Annotated in this window: 12 protein-coding genes and 1 pseudogene; 10 read left to right on the top strand and 3 right to left on the bottom strand. The window is 60.2% G+C overall.

Annotation, left to right across the window (positions count from 1 at the left end; translation table 11 throughout):
- Positions 1-55: 55 nt before the first annotated feature.
- Positions 56-877 (top strand): annotated as a pseudogene (locus AC0L16_RS15020) (ABC transporter ATP-binding protein); the annotation flags it as partial.
- A gap of 48 nt (positions 878-925) precedes the next feature.
- A complete protein-coding gene (locus tag AC0L16_RS15015; protein WP_473621758.1) occupies positions 926-2,425 on the top strand; it encodes an ABC transporter substrate-binding protein in 1,500 nt (499 codons plus the stop codon).
- A gap of 113 nt (positions 2,426-2,538) precedes the next feature.
- Here AC0L16_RS15015 and AC0L16_RS15010 read toward each other — a convergent pair whose 3' ends face one another.
- A complete protein-coding gene (locus AC0L16_RS15010; protein WP_473621639.1) occupies positions 2,539-3,054 on the bottom strand; it encodes a hypothetical protein in 516 nt (171 codons plus the stop codon).
- Positions 3,055-4,838: 1,784 nt separating this feature from the next.
- On the opposite strand from AC0L16_RS15010, the gene AC0L16_RS15005 reads away from it, so the two are divergent.
- Positions 4,839-5,021: a hypothetical protein gene (locus tag AC0L16_RS15005; RefSeq protein ID WP_473621638.1), complete on the top strand. Its 183-nt coding sequence runs from the start codon at positions 4,839-4,841 to the stop codon at positions 5,019-5,021.
- Positions 5,022-5,103: 82 nt separating this feature from the next.
- On the opposite strand, the gene AC0L16_RS15000 is transcribed toward AC0L16_RS15005, so the two are convergent.
- Positions 5,104-8,241: an ATP-binding protein gene (locus AC0L16_RS15000; RefSeq protein WP_473621637.1), complete on the bottom strand. Its 3,138-nt coding sequence runs from the start codon at positions 8,239-8,241 to the stop codon at positions 5,104-5,106.
- Positions 8,242-8,880: 639 nt separating this feature from the next.
- Positions 8,881-9,747, bottom strand: coding sequence for an AraC family ligand binding domain-containing protein (locus AC0L16_RS14995; RefSeq protein WP_473621635.1), 867 nt, complete (start codon positions 9,745-9,747; stop codon positions 8,881-8,883).
- Positions 9,748-9,978: 231 nt separating this feature from the next.
- On the opposite strand from AC0L16_RS14995, the gene melA (AC0L16_RS14990) reads away from it, so the two are divergent.
- The 7 genes from melA (AC0L16_RS14990) (at position 9,979) to AC0L16_RS14960 (ending at position 20,939) form a co-directional block, all read left to right on the top strand.
- Entirely contained in the window at positions 9,979-11,451 is a 1,473-nt protein-coding gene (gene melA, locus AC0L16_RS14990) for an alpha-galactosidase (RefSeq protein WP_473621634.1), read from the top strand.
- A 204-nt stretch (positions 11,452-11,655) separates the two neighbouring features.
- Positions 11,656-13,737: an ABC transporter substrate-binding protein gene (locus AC0L16_RS14985; RefSeq protein ID WP_473621633.1), complete on the top strand. Its 2,082-nt coding sequence runs from the start codon at positions 11,656-11,658 to the stop codon at positions 13,735-13,737.
- Between the two features lie 122 nt (positions 13,738-13,859).
- On the top strand, positions 13,860-14,873 hold the full coding sequence (locus AC0L16_RS14980) for an ABC transporter permease (RefSeq protein WP_473621632.1): 1,014 nt from the start codon (positions 13,860-13,862) through the stop codon (positions 14,871-14,873).
- A complete protein-coding gene (locus AC0L16_RS14975; RefSeq protein WP_473621631.1) occupies positions 14,870-15,997 on the top strand; it encodes an ABC transporter permease in 1,128 nt (375 codons plus the stop codon). Before AC0L16_RS14980 ends, AC0L16_RS14975 begins: the two co-directional genes overlap by 4 nt.
- Before the next feature lie 13 nt (positions 15,998-16,010).
- Positions 16,011-17,681, top strand: coding sequence for an ABC transporter ATP-binding protein (locus tag AC0L16_RS14970; RefSeq protein ID WP_473621630.1), 1,671 nt, complete (start codon positions 16,011-16,013; stop codon positions 17,679-17,681).
- A 23-nt stretch (positions 17,682-17,704) separates the two neighbouring features.
- A complete protein-coding gene (gene melA, locus AC0L16_RS14965) occupies positions 17,705-19,078 on the top strand; it encodes an alpha-galactosidase (RefSeq protein ID WP_473621628.1) in 1,374 nt (457 codons plus the stop codon).
- A 625-nt stretch (positions 19,079-19,703) separates the two neighbouring features.
- Positions 19,704-20,939 carry a class I SAM-dependent methyltransferase gene (locus AC0L16_RS14960; RefSeq protein ID WP_473621757.1) on the top strand — a complete coding sequence of 412 codons (1,236 nt, stop codon included), beginning with the start codon at positions 19,704-19,706 and terminating at the stop codon, positions 20,937-20,939.
- Positions 20,940-21,253: the final 314 nt, after the last annotated feature.

The raw sequence follows: 21,253 nt of genomic DNA, 5'->3' as shown, positions 1-21,253 counted from the left end.
CATGCCGGCAAAGGCTGAGAAGCTCCGGGCACCCGGAGCGGTCCCGGTGGTCGACATCGAGAAGCTGCACGTGCGCTTCGCTACGGGCCGCCTGTTCTGGCGAGGCGCGGTTGATGCCGTCAATGGGGTCACACTCCGTGTCATGCCGGGCGAAACGGTCGGCATTGTCGGCGAATCCGGAAGCGGCAAGAGCACTCTGGCGCGCGCCGTCCTTGGACTTACGCCGGTCTCGTCAGGCACGATACGGTTCGATGGGACGGACATCGCATCGGGTCGCGCAGTCCTCGGCATGCTGCGACGTCAAACCGCCATGGTTTTCCAGGACCCCTACAACGCCCTCAATCCTCATCTCACCGTTGGCAAGATGCTGGCCGAGGTCCTGCGGGTACAGGGCAAGATCGGGACCGCGCAAATTCCGGCACGCTGCGGCGAACTGCTCGACCTGGTCGGCTTGGGGCGCGCGTTCCTCGACCGCAAGCCGCGCTCGATGAGCGGCGGCCAATGCCAGCGGGCCGGGATAGCTCGCGCGCTCGCCGTCGACCCGAAACTTATCATTGCGGACGAGTGCGTGGCCGCCCTCGACGTCACCATCCAGGCGCAGATCGTGGAGTTGTTCCGCGAACTGGTGGAACGTATGTCGCTCACGCTGATATTTATCGCCCATGATCTCGCAATCGTTCGCAATCTCTGCCAGCGTGTTGTGGTGATGCACCGCGGCGTGATCGTCGAGGAAGGTCGTTCGGAGGAAGTGTTCTCCCGGCCGAAGCATGCCTACACCGCCGCGCTGATTGCCGCCGTTCCGCATATCGATCCGGACAAGCCGCTGCTTGTTCCCTCGAAGATGGCGACCCCGCAGGCCGACGGGATCGCGAACTGAAACCAAAGGCAAACCAGAAGGGGAATACCGATGTTAAGAAGCAAATGGATGTGCATCGGCTTGGTCACCGTTATGACCAGCCTGTCCCTGGGGGCGACGCTCGCAGAAGCCGCCGGCGTACTCACGATTGGCCGGCGCGAAGACTCGACCACCTTCGATCCGATCAAGACCGCCCAGAACATCGACCTGTGGGTGTTCGCCAACGTCTATGACGTGCTGATCCGCGTCGACAAGACGGGCAAAAAGCTGGAGCCCGGTCTCGCCGAGAGTTGGGAGGTCAGCCCGGACGGCCTCACCTATACGCTCAAGCTGCGCGACGCCAAGTTCTCGGACGGCTCCGACCTGACGGCCGACGACGTGGTGTTCAGCCTCACCCGCATCAGGGATGACGAGGGCTCGCTGTGGGCGGATCCTTTCAAGGTGATGGATACGGTCGAGGCAACCGATCCAAAGACCGTCACGATCAAACTCAAGCAGGCGACCGCGCCGTTCCTGGCGACGCTGGCCTTCCCGATCGCCTCGGTTCTTTCCAAGAAGGGCTTTGAGGCGCTCGGTCCGGAGAAATATGCTGAAACACCCATCGGCTCTGGCGCCTTCACCATCACGGAATGGAGGCGCGGCGATCGTGTCATCCTGGCGAAAAACCCGCATTTCTGGGAGGCCGATCGTGTCAGCCTCGACGGCGTCGAGTGGATCTCCGTGCCGGACGATAACACCCGCATGCTGAACGTGCAGGCCGGCCAGCTCGACACCGCGATCTTTGTGCCGTTCTCTCGCGTCGCCGAACTGCAGAAGGATTCCAACCTCACCGTCCATCTCGACCCGTCGACCCGCGAGGATCACCTGCTGATCAACCACGAGCATGGCGCGCTGGCGAAGAAGGAGGTGCGGCAGGCCCTCGACATGGCCATCGACGAGCAGGCTGTGGTCGACACGGTGACGTTCGGCTACGGCGAGGTCGCAAACTCCTACGTCCCGAAGGGCGCGCTCTATCACTACGCCGACAATCTGAAGCGGCCCTACGATCCGGAAAAGGCCAAGCAGATGCTGGCAGATGCTGGCGCCGCCGACCTGACGCTGAACTATGTCGTGAACGCCGGCAACGAGGTCGACGAGCAGATCGCGGTCCTGTTGCAGCAGCAGCTTGCCAAGGCCGGAGTCACCGTCAACATCCAGAAGGTCGACCCGAGCCAGGAATGGGACATGCTGGTGGCCGGCGATTATGACGTCTGTGTCAACTACTGGACCAACGACATCCTCGACCCAGACCAGAAGACCACCTTCGTTCTCGGCCACGACGCGAACATGAATTACATGACCCGCTACAACAACGAGAAGGTCAAGGAGCTGGTCGCGGCGGCGCGCATCGAGATGGATCCGGCCAAGCGCGAGCAAATGTACACCGATCTGCAGAAGATGGCCAAAGAGGACGTCAACTGGATCGATCTGTATTACAGCCCGTTCATCAACGTCTCGCGTAATAACATCGAGAACTTCTACCAGAATCCGCTCGGCCGCTTCTTCTTGGAAGACACGGTCAAGAACTGAGATTGCACCCTGCTGCGCGGCGGTTCCATTCCGCGCCGCAGGGCCTTGGCCAGAGGCGGTAGAAATTGCAGCGGACCTTTAGCCTGCCATTGGTCCGTACAAGCGTGAGCTTTTCAAGGCTGCGTGACGCCTGCAAAGATAAGCAAGTCGGCGAACGTAAACGTCCCTGACACCTTCGACGGCAGGATTGGCGTGAATCCGCCATTCACATTCAGGAACGAGTTGCCGTCGCGCTTGAGCATACGGACGAATGTCCGGGCAACGATGCGGCCGCCGACTGGTCCGAGGCGGTCGCCGCCGCCAAGCACTGCGGCCTCACGCAGGACGTAGTACCAGAGCGGCGTCTTCTTGAGCAGCACTTGGCCGCCCGCGTTCAACGCGGCGATTTCGTTGGCCGGTAGACCTTGCGTGAGCTGCGCCGATGTCATTGGTTGAACTCGGAAGTGCTTCGCCATGCCCTGACCGCTCGGCAAGCCGAGCGCTAGTCCGCGCTGCAGGTTGCGACGCGCGAGGACCTTCATGATCCCGGTAAAGCTGGGCAGGTTCTCGAGTTCGGACGCCAGCACGCTGTCGATGCGGCGGGCCTTATTGTTGAGGGTGGCGATGGTCTCGCGGATGTCTTCCGGCAACTTGGCGATCGGACCGCCGCGTCGCTGATGCGGTTCACCGCGTCATACAGTTGCGCATCGCTGACCGTCGGCTTCAGGTTGAACTCGCGGACGCGTGCCGACACTTCCTCGGGCGACATCGCGGCCTTTCTCGCGGCGCCGGACGGAGTGGCTGAGTCCGAGAGCTGAGCCGCGAGAAACGGCTGCGGACTCTCGATGCCGTTCACCGTAAAGGCCTGAACACCCTTTGGTTTTGCAGCGCGCGGTGTTTTGCTGGGGACTCGAGACTTGTTCGCTATCTGACCCTCCTGTCCGACGGAGCGACGTATCAAGCGTGCGGTCGTAAGCCAACCCAGTTAGCTTCGACAGCGCCTGGGACGAGACTGCATCTTCGATAGCCGATGCCCCGGAACTCCTCCAAGCTCATGTCGCAGCCGACGCATGAGCAACTGCCTCTCAACTAAGATACCACAATTAGCGTGCCGAGCCATCTTCCGCGGCTCTCCTGAAAATAGAGGCGGCTTTCCTCCGAATGGAGGATGCGTGGGCCTCTGAATATGCACCGGAGTGCCTCCGGCACCGTGCGAACGCGGCCCCTGTTTGAGCCACCCGGCAGAGGCAGGTGTGCCATTTGCCAAACTGCGGACTGAACTAGGGTTCCTTGGGGCACTAGGTCGCGGAGAACGACGGTGATCAGAATCCCTATGTCAGCCTGCGCTCGATCAGATACCAGGTGACCATCCGGCCTTTCCTTTGATTTCGAGCGTTCCGCGCAGTTCGAGAACAAACCCGTCCTTGAGCCGCTCATAGAGTCCTGTGACACCTGGATCCTGCCCCCTTCACCGGTCGATCACCAGCGGCCTTCTGCAATGTCCCTCTCAAAACGCCGGAACAGGTCGACGGCTTCGAAGGAGAGGGCGTCGGTTGCCTTCTGAGCCGCCTCCGCCTGCAGCTCGGCAACACGGGTCATTACTATGGTATTCGTTGCCAAGCGAGACGCGTGCGCCACTGATGGCTTGTAGCCCGGCGTAGGCTTTGGCCTGTGACTTACCCTTACTAAGCGCTTGGGCAAACACCTCGTGTCGCGCGTTTTCAAGACGATTCCTTACCACCTGACAAACAGTGCTGAGTACGCATGAAGCATGCAGTTGTGTTGCCATGACGTTGCCAGGAATGGCATCATGTGACTGCGTATGCGAAGAATCCTTTAATAACTGCACACAGCAGAGCTAGCCCAAGCGGTTTACTAGGCGAGTTGGACAAGATGAGACATAGTTAGCGAGCGGTGAGATCTGCTGCCGCCCATTGAACCGTGAGCCGCGGGCAGCGATTGGAGGGATATCATGGCAGGAGGCAATTGGGACCCCATACAGAATATAACTAGTGGACGCGTGGACTTTTCAACAGGGCCGTTGGATCTTACTGGCCTTCCTGGCAACCCGACGCCGAGGTGGGTCGACGCTTGGATTGTCCAGTCGAGCACGGGTAGCGCCCAGACCTACCACGGATCGAGAGGCAGCGGCGCTTTTGCGGTGGCGGGCCACTGGATTGCGAACGTCCGACTCTACAACCGGGGAACATTCCTGCCGGGACCAGCAGTGGGAATAGCTCTTGTTTATTGGAAAGACACCAATAGCAGTAGTAAAGGGTACCTCTGGTGGTCTGAAGATCCAATTGAACTGCAGTAGGCACATGTGTCGGTGTAGGACGAGTCGCGGCTTCGGATAGGCGGCTCAGTGACTTTAATCCGCTCGTCACCAGCCGCGTGTCTGCCCAGTCTCCGACATGGAAGAGGAGGATGCAGAATGAAAGATGTAACGATTACAATGGTGAAGTCGGAAAAAGGCGGCTATCGTATGATAGTCAACGATGACACTGAGACCGAGGAAAATGCCAAGGGGTCGAAAGGCAATGAATCCTTCTTTACTTTCGACAACAAGAACGACGTCAAAGAGAAGCTCGACGAAATCTTCGGAAATCTCGAATAGCTGGCTCGCGGCAATCGTTCTAACGAGAACGATACGCCGAGGGCGGTCGAATGGTGCTTTCCGAAGGCTCCAGCCTGAGCAATTATCCCTCTAACCATAACCGAGTCGCGGATGCGGAGACGAGGTTTCTCTTGAGTTGGTAGAGACGCAGCGCCTCGGAGGCGGAATTGACCGCCTCGTCCCCGCGTCCTGAAGCCCTGAACACATGCGACAGGTCCATCAGCGCGTCCGCCCGGTGGTTGATGAAGTCGGTCGCTTCGGCGAGCACCACAGCCTCGCTAGCGAGCGCCTCGGCCTCCTCGATCTGCGCACGCCTCGCAAGCACCCGAGCACGAACGCCGCGCCAAAGGATCTGCGAGAGCAGGTCGCCCTTCGCGGCCAGTTCAGCGCTCTGCTTCGCCAGGTCCTCGGCCTCCTCGTCGCGCCCCTGTTCCAGGACGGCCCGCGCGAGGAACGCAGCGGTTGTCGGCAGAAACATGCGGTCGCCCATCTCCTGAAGCGCCAGATATCCCTTGCGCAGGCTCTCCTCGGCCGCAGCTGGATTCCCGGCGAGCAGCTCGACGACGGCTTCGTTCTGGGATGTTGCCGCGTCGAGCGTGACCTCGAGGTCAGCGTAAACGGCATTGCTCGTTGCAAGCAGCTGCCGGGCGAGGTCGAAGCGGCCAACCATCGCTTGCAGACCACCCAGGTGACGGAGGATCGCTGCCTCGAACTCTGGGCTCTCACGGACGTCCTCGCGTATTAGCTCGCAGCGCCGAATTCCTTCGTCGGCCGGTGTCGGACCGAACCACAGCGAGGACGCGATCCACGTCAGGATCTCGTTGTAGAGATGCCTATTGCCTGCGACCAAAGCGTGCACGGCCGCGCGTTTCCACGCTTCCGCTGCCGCCTCGGCGCGTGCCTCGTTCCAATAGAACAACGCTTCGAGCCGCCGCGCGTGGCACAAGCCAAGGCTGTCCTTGAAGCGCTCGAATTCCGGAATCACCAAGCCCGTTGCCCGCGCAGCTTCCTCTATCCCGCCCTTCTCGACGTGGAGGAGCCGGAGTAAGTGCTGCTGGACGAGCACGTGCGACGCTGCGCGCTCATCGTTTGCGACAGCAGCCAGCTTCTCCGCCTTCCCGAGCACGTCCTCAGCGTCGGCGAGCCGCCCGCACTCGATCAGTGCTGCGGCTAGTTCGGGAAGAACCATTCTTTGCCGTGAATCCTCGCTGAGCAGTTCGCACACTCGCTGCAGTAGGGCAATCGCGGCGGACCGGTGGCCGCGGGCGAATGCCCGCCGGGCCGCGGCCTCGAACCGCGCGGCTGCCTGGGCCCGGAGCGAAGCAACGCGCGAGTCGCGCGGTTTAAGCGCGGAGCGGCACTCAATGGCCTTCTCGAGGTGATAGCCAACAATCTCGTCAGATTCCCGCAGATGCTCCCTTGGCTTCATCTCAAGCCAGGCGGCGAAGCGTTCGTGCAGGTCGGCCCTCACGTTCTTCGACAGTGAGTTATACGCAGCATCACGTATCAGAACATGACGGAAGCGGTAGGCCTCCTCACCGGAGGGGTCCGAAGCGTCTTGGCGGATTAAATCGCGATGTACAAGCGCGAGCAAGCCATCATCAAGCACCGAATCGAGAGCCGGGCGAGCGAGCTCGGCGACTGCACTCCGATGAAACACCGCGCCTTCGACGGCTGCCGTCGTCAAGATCGCTCGTTCATCGACTGGGAGGCCCTCGAGACGGACGGCTAAGAGCGCGCTAATTGTCGACGGGACTGGCAGCTCGGAGAGATCCGAGCGAGCGACCCAGCCGTTCTCCTTGCGCGTGATCAGCTCCTCATCAACGAGCATTGCCACGAGCTCTTCTACAAAGAACGGGTTACCCGCGGCGGCGCTTGTGATCTTCAACTCGACTGCGGGTGATAGCGGCACATGGTCGAGTAGATTTGAGATCATTTCGCGGCATTCCGCTTCACTCAACGGTTCAAGCTTGATTGTCGTCGCGTTCGGCTTCCCGGCACCCCAACCTTTGCGCTTTTTGCCGTTGCGCTTTTTGAGCAATTCTTCTCGTGCCATGCCGACGATCATTATGGGGAAATCGAGTGAGATATCGACGAGATACTCGATCAAGTCTAGGAACGTCGACTCGGCCCAGTGGAGGTCGTCCACCACGATCACCAGCGGTCGTTCTCCCGCTAGCACCTCGAATAGTCGTCGGACGGCCCAGAAAGTCTCCTCACTGAACGCTGGTTCTTTGCCGCCGAACCCCAGCAACTCAGCTACGCGCTCGGCGATGAGCTCGGCCTCGTCGCCCCCACCGAGGCTCTCTGCAATCCTCGCTGCAGACTGCTTGCGAGGGTCCATACCCTCAGCTCCCGTGATATCCCGAATAATATCTGCAAGCGGCCAATAGGTAATGCCCTCGCCGTAGGGCAGGCAGCGGCCGCGCGCGACAATCACATCGTCCGAAAGACTTCCGGCGAATTCCGAAACAAGCCGCGACTTTCCTACGCCCTTCTCGCCCAGCACGGTCAACAGGCGGCAGGTTTTATTTTCGAACACGTCCCGACGAAAAATGGTGTCGATCCTCGCACGCTGGCGCTTGCGTCCGACGAACGGCGCCTCGAAGCGGCGTTGAAAGCCGGCGGCGCGGGCGATGACGTTTACCACGACAATGGCAGGGAACTTCTCGCCGTGCTTGAGCGCGCGCGGGCTGCTAGGCTCTACGACAACGGCGTGGCCTACCAGCTTATGGGTTGCCTCTCCAATCAGGATTTCGTTGGGCGCCGCGGCCTCCTGCAGACGCTTGGCAATACGCACAGCCTCGCCAGCGAGAAATCGATGTCCCTGCCTGTCGTCGCCAGTAAAGACCTCCCCGGTGTTGAGGCCAATCCGATGAGCCAGCTGAACGCCCCAAACCGTCTCAAGCTCGTGGTTGAGTGTCGCAAGTGTGTCGCGCATCTCGACAGCGGCGGATACCGCCCGTAGGGCGTCATCCTCGTGAAGCATCGGCACGCCGAACACGGCCATGATCTCGTCACCGACGTACCGCTCCACGATTCCACCGTGCCGCTGGATAATGGAGCTCATCTCGTCAAAGTATCGGGCGAGCAGGTTCTGGAGCGCCTCCGGATCGAGGGTGAGGCTAAGGCGTGACGAATCTACGATGTCGGCGAAGAGAATTGTTATCGTCTTCCGAACGTCTTGTGCCGGCTTTCGCTCAGGCTCAGGCCCGGCCATCACTATGGCCCTCGGCTCGGTAAGATTTCGCGCTCGGCTGTCTGATCGCTAGCCATTCCACCAACTCGCGCGCTTCCGCCTCGGCGGATTTCAAGCTTATCATAAGCTCCGGGATGTTAAACTCCATGTGAGCCTTCGATCTGTTCGAGGGCTCCGGGGGTACGCTAGCACCCGTTCTCCTAGCATTCCAGCGGCGTGTGCCTGGTGAGCGCTGGGCAGATACGCGATCGGCACTACGGAACTGGAAGCGGTGATCACCCGAAACCAGTCCTTGCGAGGTTTTGCCGCTGCCGCTGCTCTCCGCCGATGACCTCAGGGCCAACCTGTCGGAGCATTTCCAACTGGCCGCAGGCGGCCGGCTTGCCGTGCCGCAAGGCGGCCGCTAGTCCGCTCGACTAGGCCAACGAAGCGCATCGCCTGCTGGAGGAGCGCCGCTCGACCGGCAAGGTCGTGCTGATACCTTGAGTGGTGGTCGATTACTGCGCACAGGCCAATCGTGGGACCCGTCCGCTTTGCGCCAAAGATCGGACGTCGAGATCAGCTTTGACGCCTCCTGAAAGCCAATGTCCGAGTGACCGAGTTGACGGTGTCTCTGGCGCTAAAAGCAGCCATCAAAGGGTGACAGGTCAGCGCTATTTGTCATCTGTCCAAAATCTGCCCCTGCTGATAACCGGCGCTTGCATACATGCCAGTGGTCCTGAATTCTGTCGGACTGACCCCGAAGCCACGTCGGAATACCTTGGCGAAGTAGTTGGGATCCTCGAAGCCGCACATGCCGGAAATATCCTTCACCGGAAGGTCGGCGGACATGGTCAGCAGCTTTGCGGCGCGGTCGAGGCGTCTGTTGAGGACGAACTCAGCCGGAGGAATACCTTCATGCGCCGCGAACACACGCGAGAAATGCGCGCGACTGAGACCGGAAAGCCGCGCCAACTCATCGACCGGCAACGGCAGATGCAGATGCGCGTCGATATAGTCAGTCACCTGACGCACTACCGAATTCTCCGCCACGTCATTTCCGTGCAGTTCGAACACGTCGTCATAGAGTGCCATGGCCGCCTCGTAGGAAATTGCCGAGGCGCGTGCCGGCGTTGAGCCGTCGCCTTTGACCAGCCGGTAGGCGCAGTCGGCCAGATTGTCGACGGTCGCTGCCCGCAGCCTGAACACCGGTCCTTTCGTTGCCAGGACCTCTCTATGGATGCGCAACGCTTCCGCCCCATGCATCGATATCCAGAAAAACTCCCAGCGCTCGCCCTTTTCGACCCAGTAGCGGTGCGAATGCGGAACAACCAACAGCATCGTCTCGCCCGCAGCGATGCGGTAGGACCTGGTTCCGTAACGCAGGTTTCCGGTGCCGCTGATGGTGTGCTGCATCACTGTGAACGGCGTCTGCCCGCGCCTGCGGCCATCCCAACTGTAGCCGGCATCCGATCTCACGTCGTAGCCGGTGCTGGTCGGCATGGTGTGCAATCGCTGCCGAGCGCGCGGCAGAGAAATCATCTTCATCACAGGTCCAAGGTCGACGAGTTTTTGCAGCACAAAATTACCCTACAAAGCACATCTACGCCCTACCGGAGGGACGTGATTTTACGCATACTGACCAAAAAGCAAAAGAGATGAGGATGAAATCGCGGTTGCACGCCGCTTGGTTGCGTGTCTTCCGAATAACACGCCTAGACCGGATTTCCACGAACCGATTTTACCTATCGGTCCAATCCGTTTGCGGAGAAGGTTCGAATGAGCAGATTAAAGATCGCAATCATTGGCGCGGGCAGCGTCGGTTTCACCAAGAAGCTGTTCACGGACATTTTGTGTGTGCCGGAGCTACGCGACATCGAGTTCGCACTGACCGACATCAGCGAGCACAATCTCAAGATGATCGAGTCCATTCTCCTGCGGATCGTCAAGTCGAGCCAGTTTCCTGCACAGGTGACCGCGACGACGGACCGCCGCAAGGCGATCGAGGGCGCGCGCTACATCATTAGCTGTGTGCGCGTCGGAGGTCTCGCCGCCTATGCCGACGATATCCGCATCCCCTTGAAATATGGCGTCGACCAGTGCGTCGGCGATACGATCTGCGCCGGTGGCATTCTCTATGGCCAGCGCAACATCCCGGTCATTCTGGATTTCTGCAAGGACATTCGCGAACTGGCCGAGCCAGGCGCGAAATTCCTGAACTATGCCAACCCGATGGCGATGAACACCTGGGCGGCGATCGAATTCGGCAAGGTCGATACGGTCGGTCTCTGCCATGGGGTCCAGCATGGGGCCGAGCAGATTGCCGAGATCCTCGGCGCCGGGGAAGGCGAGCTCGACTATGTCTGCTCCGGCATCAACCACCAGACCTGGTTCGTCGACGTTCGCGTCAAGGGCCGCAAGATCGGCAAGGATGAGCTCGTCGCCGCCTTCGAGGCGCATCCGGTCTTCTCACGGCAGGAGAAACTCAGGATCGACGTGTTGAAGCGCTTCGGCGTCTATTCGACCGAAAGTAACGGCCACCTGTCGGAATATCTGCCCTGGTACCGCAAACGGCCTGAGGAGACTGCCAAGTGGATCGACATGTCGGACTGGATCCACGGCGAAACCGGTGGTTATCTGCGCTATTCGACCGAAACCCGGAACTGGTTCGAAACCGAATTCCCGCAATTCCTCGAAGATGCCGGAAAGCCCTTCGATCCCGGGCGCCGCTCGAACGAGCACGCCAGCCACATACTGGAGGCGCTCGAGACCGGTCGGGTCTATCGCGGGCACTTCAACGTCAAGAACGAAGGCGTCATCACCAATCTTCCGTCCGATGCAATCATCGAATCGCCTGGTTTCGTCGATCGCTTCGGCATCAACATGGTGGCCGGCATCACGCTTCCGGAAGCCTGCGCCGCGACCTGCATTTCGTCGATTAATGTCCAGCGCATGTCCGTCCATGCGGCAATCTCCGGCGACATCGACCTCCTGAAACTGGCCGTGCTGCACGATCCGCTGGTTGGCGCCATCTGCACGCCGGAAGAGGTCTGGCAGATGGTCGACGAGATGGTTGTGGCGCAAGCGCAATGGCTGCCGCAATTCGCCCATGCGATCGACGGCGCCAAGCAGCGGCTGAGCCGCGCGACGGTGAAAACGCGGGAGTGGAAGGGCGTCGCCCGCCGCGAGGTTCGCTCGATGGAAGAGATCAGGGCCGAAAAGGAAGCCATGAAATTGCGCGCGGCCGGCTGAGACATTGGTTGCGATAAGCCAATGTTCCGGAAAACCGGGCGGACAGGATCGTGCCTCGGCGAATGCGCCCGGGCAGCACGGCACTGTCATCTGAGAAAGCGGAATACCGCTTCTGAGAAAGCGGAATACCGCTTCGTTCGATGCTTGTAGGAGGAGAGCCATGCCATCGCGGCAGGCCCGAAGCATAAGGGAGAAACCAGGACAATGAGCATTTTTGGCTGCATGAAAACCGCCGCGCTTCTGTTTGGCGTATCGGCGTTCGCGATCCAGGCCGTGGCCTCCGAGCCGACGATCGTGCCGGAACAGCCGCCGTTTCCGGCGCAAGGCAACATCAATTACGTGCCGCGCGACTCGATCCTCGAGTTCAAGACGTTGCCGGAATATCGCGAGCCGGAGTGGGTCACCGAAAAATTCGTCAAGACCGGGAAACTGCCTCCGTTGGCCGAGCGGCTGCCGAAGGAGCCGATGGTCTTCAAGACAGGCAACATGCCCGACGGGACAGGCGTCTATGGCGACACGATGCGCCACGTCGTCGGCGGCCGGCCGGAAGGCTGGAACTACAGCGCCGGGCAGACGCAAGGCTGGGGCGGCATTGACATTGCCATGTTCGAATGCCTGACACGCACCGCGCCGCTCTTCCAGGTCGATGCCAAAGACGTCGAGCCGCTGCCCAATCTTGCCCAGAGCTGGGGGTGGTCGGAAGACGGCCACACACTGACGATGAAGTTGATCGAAGGCGCAAAGTGGTCCGACGGAGATCCCTTCGACGCCGATGACGTGATGTTCTATTGGGACGACAATGTCGTCGATCCGAACGTCTCGCCGCTGAACGGTGCAACACCGGAAACGTTCGGAGAAGGCACCACCCTGAAGGCGATAGACAAATATACGATCGAATGGACTTTTAAGGACGCGTTCCCGCGCCAGCATCTCTATGCGATGGCCTATGGAACCTTCTGCCCCGGCCCCTCGCACATTTTGAAGACCAAGCATCCGAAATATGCAGGCACCACCTATGACGAGTACAAGAACGGCTTTCCGCCGGAATACTTGAATATGCCCGTCATGGGCGCCTGGGTGCCTATCGAATACCGTTCGGACGACGTCATCGTGCTTCGCCGCAATCCTTACTATTGGAAGGTGGACGAAGAGGGCAATCAGCTGCCCTATCTCAACGAACTGCACTACAAGCTTTCGACTTGGGCCGATCGCGACGTGCAGGCGATCGCCGGGTCCGGCGATATCTCGAACCTGGAGCAACCGGAAAATTTCGTGGAATCGCTGAAGCGCGCCGCACAGGAAACGGCTCCCGCGCGGCTGGCCTTTGGCGCCCGGCTGATCGGCTACAATCTGCGCATGAACTTTTCAGCCAATGGCTGGGGCGAGCCGGACGAGCGGGCGCAAGCCGTACGCGAGCTCAACCGCAACGTCGATTTCCGTAAGGCCGTGACCATGGCCATCGATCGCAAGAAACTCGGCGAATCCCTCGTCAAAGGACCCTTCACCGCGATCTATCCCGGCGGCATTTCCTCTGGCACGAGCTTCTATGATCGCGCCTCGACGGTGTACTACCCGTTCGATCTGGAAGGCGCCAAGGCGCTGCTGGAGAAGGTCGGGTTGAAGGACACGGACGGCAACGGCGCCGTCAACTTCCCGGCCGGTACAGCTGGCGGCTCGGACGTACAGATCGTGCTTCTCGTGAATTCCGACTACAGCACCGATCGCAATCTCGCGGAAGGTCTGGTCGGCCAGATGGAACAGTTTGGCCTCAAGGTCGTGCTGAACACAATCGATGGCGCGAAGCGCGACGCAACGCAGTACGCCGGCCGCTTCGACTGGCTTGTTCGCCGCAACGAGCAGGAACAGACCTCGGTCGTGCAGAACACGACCCAGCTTGCCCCGACCGGTCCGCGCACGAGTTGGCATCACAGGGCAGGAACGGACGGCACGGTCGATCTGATGCCGTTCGAGCAGGAGATGGTGAACATCGTCAACAAGTTCATTTCCAGCAACGACAATGACGAGCGGGCTGATCTGATGAAGCAGTTCCAGAAGATCTCGACGACGAATCTCGATACGATCGGCCTGACAGAATATCCGGGTGCGCTCATCATCAACAAGCGCTTCTCCAACATTCCGGAAGGCGTGCCGATCTTCATGTTCAATTGGGCGGAGGACACGATCATCCGTGAACGGGTCTTCGTCGCCGCCGACAAGCAGGGCGACTACGAGCTGTTCCCCGAGCAGCTTCCCGGCAAGCCCGGTGAAGGCGGCCCGATCAACTGACGGCAGTCGATTTCTCCTCCGGTGGGCATCCGCCGGGGGAGAGGTTCCGAATTGAACCGTGGAGATACCGCGCCTCGTGAAGGAGCAGATCGCCACGCGCCACAAGAGAAGCAAACACGATCATGTTCAGATTTCTGCTTGTGCGTATCGCCTCGGCGGTTCCTGTCCTGTTCGTCCTGAGCGTCGTGACGTTCGCGATCATCCAGGCACCCCCCGGCGACTACAGCGACTATATCCGGTCGCAAATGATCAACCAGGGCGGCGCGTCCTTCGAGGAGGCTGACGCCCAGGCGCAGGTCTACAAGATCGCGCACGGCCTCGATAAGCCCTTGCCTGTCCAGTACGTCAACTGGATCACCGGCATCGTCACCCGCGGCGATTTTGGTCACAGTCTCTTCTATAACAAGCCTGTCGCCGATGTGGTCGGCGAACGTCTGCCCCGCACGCTGGCGCTGGCGCTCGTCTGCCATATCCTGGCATCGGTGATCGGCATCACCTTCGGCGTCTTGGCGGCAACCCGGCAATATTCCTGGGTGGACAGCGTGCTGTCGGGGATCTCGTTTCTCGGCATGACGGTACCGCGATTCCTGATGGCGCTGATCATCGTCTATATCCTGGTGTTCCACTTCAATGTCACTGAGATCAACAGCTTCCATTCCGCCCGCTATGGCGCAGTCCCCTGGTCGTGGGGCAAGTTCGTCGATCTGGTCAAGCATGTCTGGCCGGTCATCGCGATCGCCACCTTGGGCGGACTCGCCTACAACATGCGCGTCATGCGGGGCAATCTTCTCGATACGCTGAACGCCCAATATGTCGAAACGGCTCGGGCCAAGGGCCTGAGCGAGGGCGCGGTGGTCATGCGCCACGCCGTGCCGAACGCGCTGCATCCGCTCGTCATGTATCAGGGCGTCGTGATGCCCTACATGCTGACCGGCGAGATCGAAACCGCGATCATCTTCGCCCTGCCGACGGTCGGCCCGGCCATCGTCGGCTCGATGTGGGTCGGCGACGTCTATGTCACGGCGACCTTCATGCTGGTTCTGTCGGTGACGCTGATCGTCGGCAACATCATCGCCGACATGCTGCTTGCAGCGCTCGACCCGCGGGTTCGCCTTGGGGGAGGGGCCGACGCATGAAAGCCGACGTCCAATCCGTAGTCTGCGCCTCCGTGCCCCCGGCCAAAGGCAATGGCAACGAAACTTATACCGCGCTCGTCTGGCGCCGTCTGAAGCGATCCTGGACCGGCATGATAGGGCTGATCCTTGTCTGCCTTCTGATGATCATGACGATATTCGCGGAGTTCTTCGCACCCGTCGATCCGAAGCTGACCGGCGTCGGTTTCGCGCCGCCGCAGACCATCAGCATGACGGACCGGGACGGCAATTTCGTCTTTCCGCCGCGCACCTATCAAATTCGTGAGACAGAAGAACTTGATCCCGTCACGTTCCAGCCGATCGTCGGCCCCGACTACGAAAACCCGCAGACGCTCGGCTTTTTCGTCAAAGGGTTCGAATACAGGCTTTTCGGACTGATCCCGGCGCAGCGGCATTTCTTCGGCGCCACCGACGGAAGCCCGGTCAATTTCCTCGGCACCGACAAATTTGGCCGCGATGTGCTGTCGCGCATCATCTACGGCTCGCGCATTTCGCTGATGATCGCCCTGACCGTGGTGTTCATCATCACGGTAGTCGGCACGACGGTCGGCATGGTGTCCGGATATTTCGGCGGAAGGTTCGACGCATGGGTGCAGCGCTTCGTCGAACTGGTGCTCGCCTTTCCGCAACTGCCGCTCTATCTCGCGCTCACCTCGCTGATCCCGGTGACGGCGCCGACCAACGTCTTCCTCGCCTTCGTCATCTTCGTCATGTCGGCGCTCGGCTGGGCGCAGATGTCACGCGAGGTCCGTGGCAAGACGCTGGCGCTGGCGCGGATCGACTATGTGCGGGCGGCGATGGCGATCGGCGCAACCGACCGCCGGATCATCTTTCAGCATATTTTCCCCAACGTCATGAGCCACGTCATCGTCGCCGTCACGCTGGCGATCCCCAATGTCGTGCTGCTTGAATCCTTCCTCGGCTTCCTAGGTTTTGCGGTGAAGCCGCCGCTGATCTCCTGGGGGCTGATGCTGCAGGATACCGCGACATACTCGGTCATTGGGTCCTATCCCTGGATCCTTGCCCCCGTGGGTTTCGTGCTGGTCACCGTCTTTGCGTTCAATGCGCTGGGCGATGGTCTTCGCGACGCCGTCGATCCCTATTGAGAAGGCCGACACCATGGCTCTGACGGAAAAGACTTCGATGGCGCCGGACGAACGTCACGATCATGCGGTGAGGACCGGCAGTCCGATCATCGACGCCCGCAATGTCGCGGTGACCTTCAAGGTGGAAGGCGGAACGGTCGACGCGGTCAAGGATGTCTCGTTTCAGCTCTATCGCGGCGAGACCATCGCTGTGGTGGGTGAATCCGGCTCCGGCAAGTCGGTGACGGCGCGCACAATCATGGGCCTGCTCACCAAGCGCGCCACCGTGGCCGTGCACTCGCGGATCGAATATGATGGCAAGAACGTGCTGAAATTCTCCGACCGGCAGCGCCGGGCGCTGCGCGGCGACCGTATTTCGATGATATTCCAGGAGCCAATGAGCTCGCTCAATCCGGTCTACACGGTCGGCGCGCAGATCATCGAGGCGATCCGCGTTCATCAGAAGATGAGCCGCAGGCAAGCCGCGGAGCGTACGCTGGAGCTGTTGCGGCAGGTGCAGATTCCGGACCCGGAAAGCCGCTTCAACCAGTATCCGCACCAGCTTTCAGGCGGTCAGCGCCAGCGCGTCATGATCGCCATGGCGCTCGCCAACAATCCGGACGTACTCATCGCCGACGAACCCACGACGGCACTCGACGTCACCGTGCAGGCGCAGATCCTCAACCTCATCCGTGATCTGCAGCAGAAGCTCGGTATGGCGGTAATCCTGATCACCCACGACCTGACAGTCGTTCGCCAGTTTTCCGACTACGTCTATGTCATGAGCCAGGGCGAGGTAAAGGAGCACAACACTACTGAAGCGCTCTTCAAAAACCCGCAGCATCCCTATACGCGCCATCTTCTGGCGTCCGAACCAAAGGGCATGGCCAATCCGACGCCGGTGGACTCAGCCATCATTCTCGAGGGCAGCAATGTGCGGGTGTCGTTCATGCTAAAGCATGGCGGGTTCTTCAAGCCGCGGCTCAAGGAACTCGTCGCCGTCGACAGCCTCAGCCTAAAGCTTCACCGGCACGAAACGCTGGGGCTGGTCGGCGAATCCGGGTCCGGCAAGACGACGTTCGGGCAGGCGCTGGTGAAGCTCCTGACGGCCGACGGCGGCGAAATCTTCTTCGACGGCGAACCGATCCACGCAAGGACACGTGACCAGATGCGGCCGCTCAGATCGCGCATGCAGGTCGTCTTTCAGGATCCGTTCTCCTCGCTCAATCCGCGCATGTCGGTCGGCCAGATCATCGAGGAGGGGCTGATCGTCAATCGGCTCGGCGTCAACAAAAGTGATCGGTTGCAGCGCGTGGAGCAGGCGCTTGTCAGCGCCGGGCTTCCGCACAACATCCTGTCGCGCTTTCCGCACGAGTTTTCCGGCGGACAGCGCCAGCGCATCGCTATTGCGCGGGCAATCGCACTCGAACCGGAATTCATCCTGCTCGACGAGCCGACATCGGCGCTCGATCTCTCCGTTCAGGCCCAGATCATCGACCTCCTGCGCAAACTGCAGGACGAGCGCGGCCTGAGCTATCTCTTCATTTCCCACGACCTCAAGGTCGTACGCGCGCTCTGTCATCGGGTCGTGGTGATGCAGCACGGAAAAATCGTCGAGGAGGGACCCGTCGACGAGGTTCTTTCCCATCCGAGGACGGCCTACACCGAACGGCTCGTCAAGGCCGCGTTCGAGGTAGCCGCATAAATCGCAGACAAGAGGCGCAATTCATGATGAGACAACCCAAAATCACGTTCATCGGGGCCGGTTCCACCGTCTTCATGAAGAATGTCATCGGCGATGTGCTGCAGCGGCCGTCTCTTTCGGGCGCTACCATCGCGCTGATGGACGTCAATCCGCAGCGCCTGGAAGAAAGCGAGATCGTCGCCGGAAAGCTTGTCATGACGCTTGGCGCTGCGGCGACCATCGAGACGCATTCCAGCCAGCGCAAGGCCCTGGAAGGCGCGGACTTCGTCGTCGTTGCCTTCCAGATCGGCGGCTACGAGCCCTGCACGGTCACTGATTTCGAGGTGCCGAAGAAATACGGCCTGCGCCAGACGATCGCCGATACGCTCGGCGTTGGCGGCATCATGCGGGGTTTGCGCACCGTGCCGCATCTCTGGAAAATCTGCGAAGACATGATGGCAATCTGCCCCGACGCCATCCTCTTGCAATACGTCAACCCGATGGCGATCAACACCTGGGCGATTGCGGAAAAGTATCCGCTCATCAAGCAGGTCGGTCTCTGCCATTCGGTGCAGGGAACGGCTTTCGAGCTCGCCCGCGATCTCGAAATCCCGCTCGAGGAAATCCGTTACCGTGCCGCCGGCATCAACCACATGGCCTTCTACCTGAAATTCGAGCATCGGCAGGCCGATGGCAGCTACCGCGACCTTTATCCGGATCTTGTGCGCGGCTATCGCGACGGGCGATTTCCGAAACCAAGCCACTGGAATCCGCGCTGCCCGAACAAGGTGCGTTACGAGATGCTGACACGCCTCGGCTATTTCGTCACCGAAAGCTCGGAGCATTTCGCCGAATACACGCCCTATTTCATCAAGGACGGCAGGCCCGATCTGATCGAGAAGTTCGGCATTCCGCTCGATGAATATCCCAAGCGCTGCATCGAGCAGATCGAGCGTTGGAAAGGGCAGGCGGCCACCTACCGGAGCGCCGAGAACATCGAGATCGAGGAGAGCCATGAATATGCTTCCTCAATCATGAACTCGGTCTGGACCGGCGAGCCCTCGGTTATTTACGGCAATGTCCGCAACAATGGCTGCATCACCTCGCTGCCGGAAAATTGCGCGGCCGAAGTGCCATGCCTGGTCGACGCGTCCGGCATCCAGCCGACCTTCATCGGCGCCTTGCCGCCGCAACTGACGGCGCTCATCCGCACCAATGTCAATGTGCAGGAACTGACTGTCGCGGCCTTGATGACGGAAAACCGCGAGCATCTTTATCACGCGGCGATGATGGATCCGCATACCGCCGCCGAGCTCGATCTCGACCAGATCTGGTCGCTGGTCGACGACCTGCTCGCCGCGCACCGCGACTGGATTCCGGAGTGGGCGCGGATCTCGAAAAACGTGCAGGCAGCGTAAGGACGAAACGGTTTTGGTTTGGCTGCAAGCACTGGCGGCCGGGCTCAAGCTAGATGTGGAGCCTTAACAGGTTGTCCTCGGCGAGGGCGAGTCTGCTGATGGGCGGTTTTGATTTTAGGCTGCACGCGTCCGGATAGGGCAAACGTCGCAACTACGCCGGTCCCAAACAGTGGCGGCAATTAGGTTGACGTCCTGGATTGGGTTTAGGTTAGACGTTCGTCTTCGGCAAGATTGTCACAATGTGGTCATTCGCTGCCAAATTGCCGAATGTCCGCTATAAGCCGGACACGGCGGCATGCGGGCTATCCGCCGAGGAGGTCTTTTTCTCCTGAAGCTTCCGGTCGCGTCCGGCCCAACGCTGTTGGTCCGCAATGCGTCGCATGTCTGCCCTTGAGGCGATCTTTGCGATTGCCGGATAACTGACGCTGCCGGCGACCACCTGGACATCTTATTGCGCCAGAAGCAGACATTTCTGATCGCGGGGCAGGTTGCCCGGATGGGTCGCTACTTCGGCATTGGGAGGAGACTTCTGAAGTCCCGATCCCTCTCCGCCCCCAGATCGGTATTGATGTACCGACACCGGGTAGTCATACTTACGGGGCAAGTGAGGAGAAAACGAAACACAATGCGTCTGCTGCCAAATCTGCTCTCCCGTTTTGTAAAAAACGGGCGCCTGACTGTCATATTCGAGGACGGTTTCAGGCAAGCCTTCGGCAGTGGACAGGATGGGCCCGACGTGACGATCCGCCTAACCGACAAAGCGGTCGAACGCGAGATCTTCTTCAATCCGGAACTGAAGGCGGCCGAAGCCTACATGGATGGCCGCCTGGTGATCGAGAACGGTGGCAAAGCATTTGACCTCTTGTCACTTTTTTCCGTCAACCGCACTGGGTTGGCAGCCCACCCTGTTCAGAAGGCGTTGCGGAAAGTCTGGCGTGCGTTGCGCCGTCGCCAGCAGAACAACAAGCTCGGTCTCGCCGCCAAAAACGTTCAGCATCACTACGACATCCCGACGAAATTTTATGAGCTATGGCTCGACGAGACAATGGCCTATTCGTGCGCCTATTACACGGCACCGGACAACAGTCTGCAGCAAGCGCAGATCGACAAGCATCGCCACATTGCCGCGAAGCTCAAGCTAGAGCCAGGCATGCATGTGATGGAAATCGGCTCAGGCTGGGGCGCTCTCGCCATCTATCTCGCCAAGTATTGCGACGTGAAGGTCACGGCGATCAACGTTTCGACGGAGCAACTGGCGGCGTCTCGGCTTCGAGCGATCGAGGCCGGGGTCGCTCATCAGATCGATTTTCGCGAGGTCGACTATCGCGAGGTCAGCGGACAGTTCGACCGTGTTGTCTCGATCGGAATGATGGAGCACGTGGGCGTCGTTCATTTCGACAGCTATTTCACGATCATTGGTAGATTGTTGAAGGAGGGCGGCTTCGCATTGGTTCATGCGATCGGACGCATGTCACCGCCTGGTACGACGGCGCCGTTCATCCGCAAGTATATCTTTCCAGGTGGGTATGTGCCGGCTTTGTCAGAGGTGTTTGCCTCGTTGGAGCGCACGGGGATCTGGTGCGCCGACTGCGAAAATATGCGGCTGCACTATTACTGGACGATCCACGATTGGCGTCTCGGTTATGAGGCCAGGCGCGAGGAGGCAGTCGCCATGATGGGCGAACGCTTCTGCCGTATGTGGGATTTCTATCTGGCGTCGGCCGAACTCGGCTTCCTAAACGGTTCAAATTTTGTCTTCCAGATACTGATCTCGGCTTGCCGTGACGATGTCCCAATCATCCGCGATTACATTGTCGAAGAAGAGCGACGCCTACTGAACTCGATGCAGGCGAGTGCGTAGTTTCGCTACCTACGCCGCGGGCCCGGTCCGCTGGTTAGCCCGCCCTGCAGGACTCGGATGACATCATCCCGCCGGTCAATCTTCGTCCGACAGAAGCGCCAGTGCAACCAATCGACAAGTCCGCAGGTCAAAGCGGTCGGCCACGAATGACAGCTTTGCGCCTAGGCCGACATCGGGCCTTGCAGGTCGAATGTCCGCTATCGTTATCCCCTGCACCGCAAGCCGACCGACCGCTAACGTGAAGAGTTTCGGGCGCCGGCAGGCGTACGAAAGTCCCCGAGGAAGGAACCCGCGGGCCACGGGCGATGGCTATG

The organism is Mesorhizobium sp. WSM4848 (assembly GCF_055811375.1).
The sequence above is the reverse complement of the archived record's forward strand: the minus strand, read 5'-3'. Positions and strand labels throughout refer to the sequence as shown.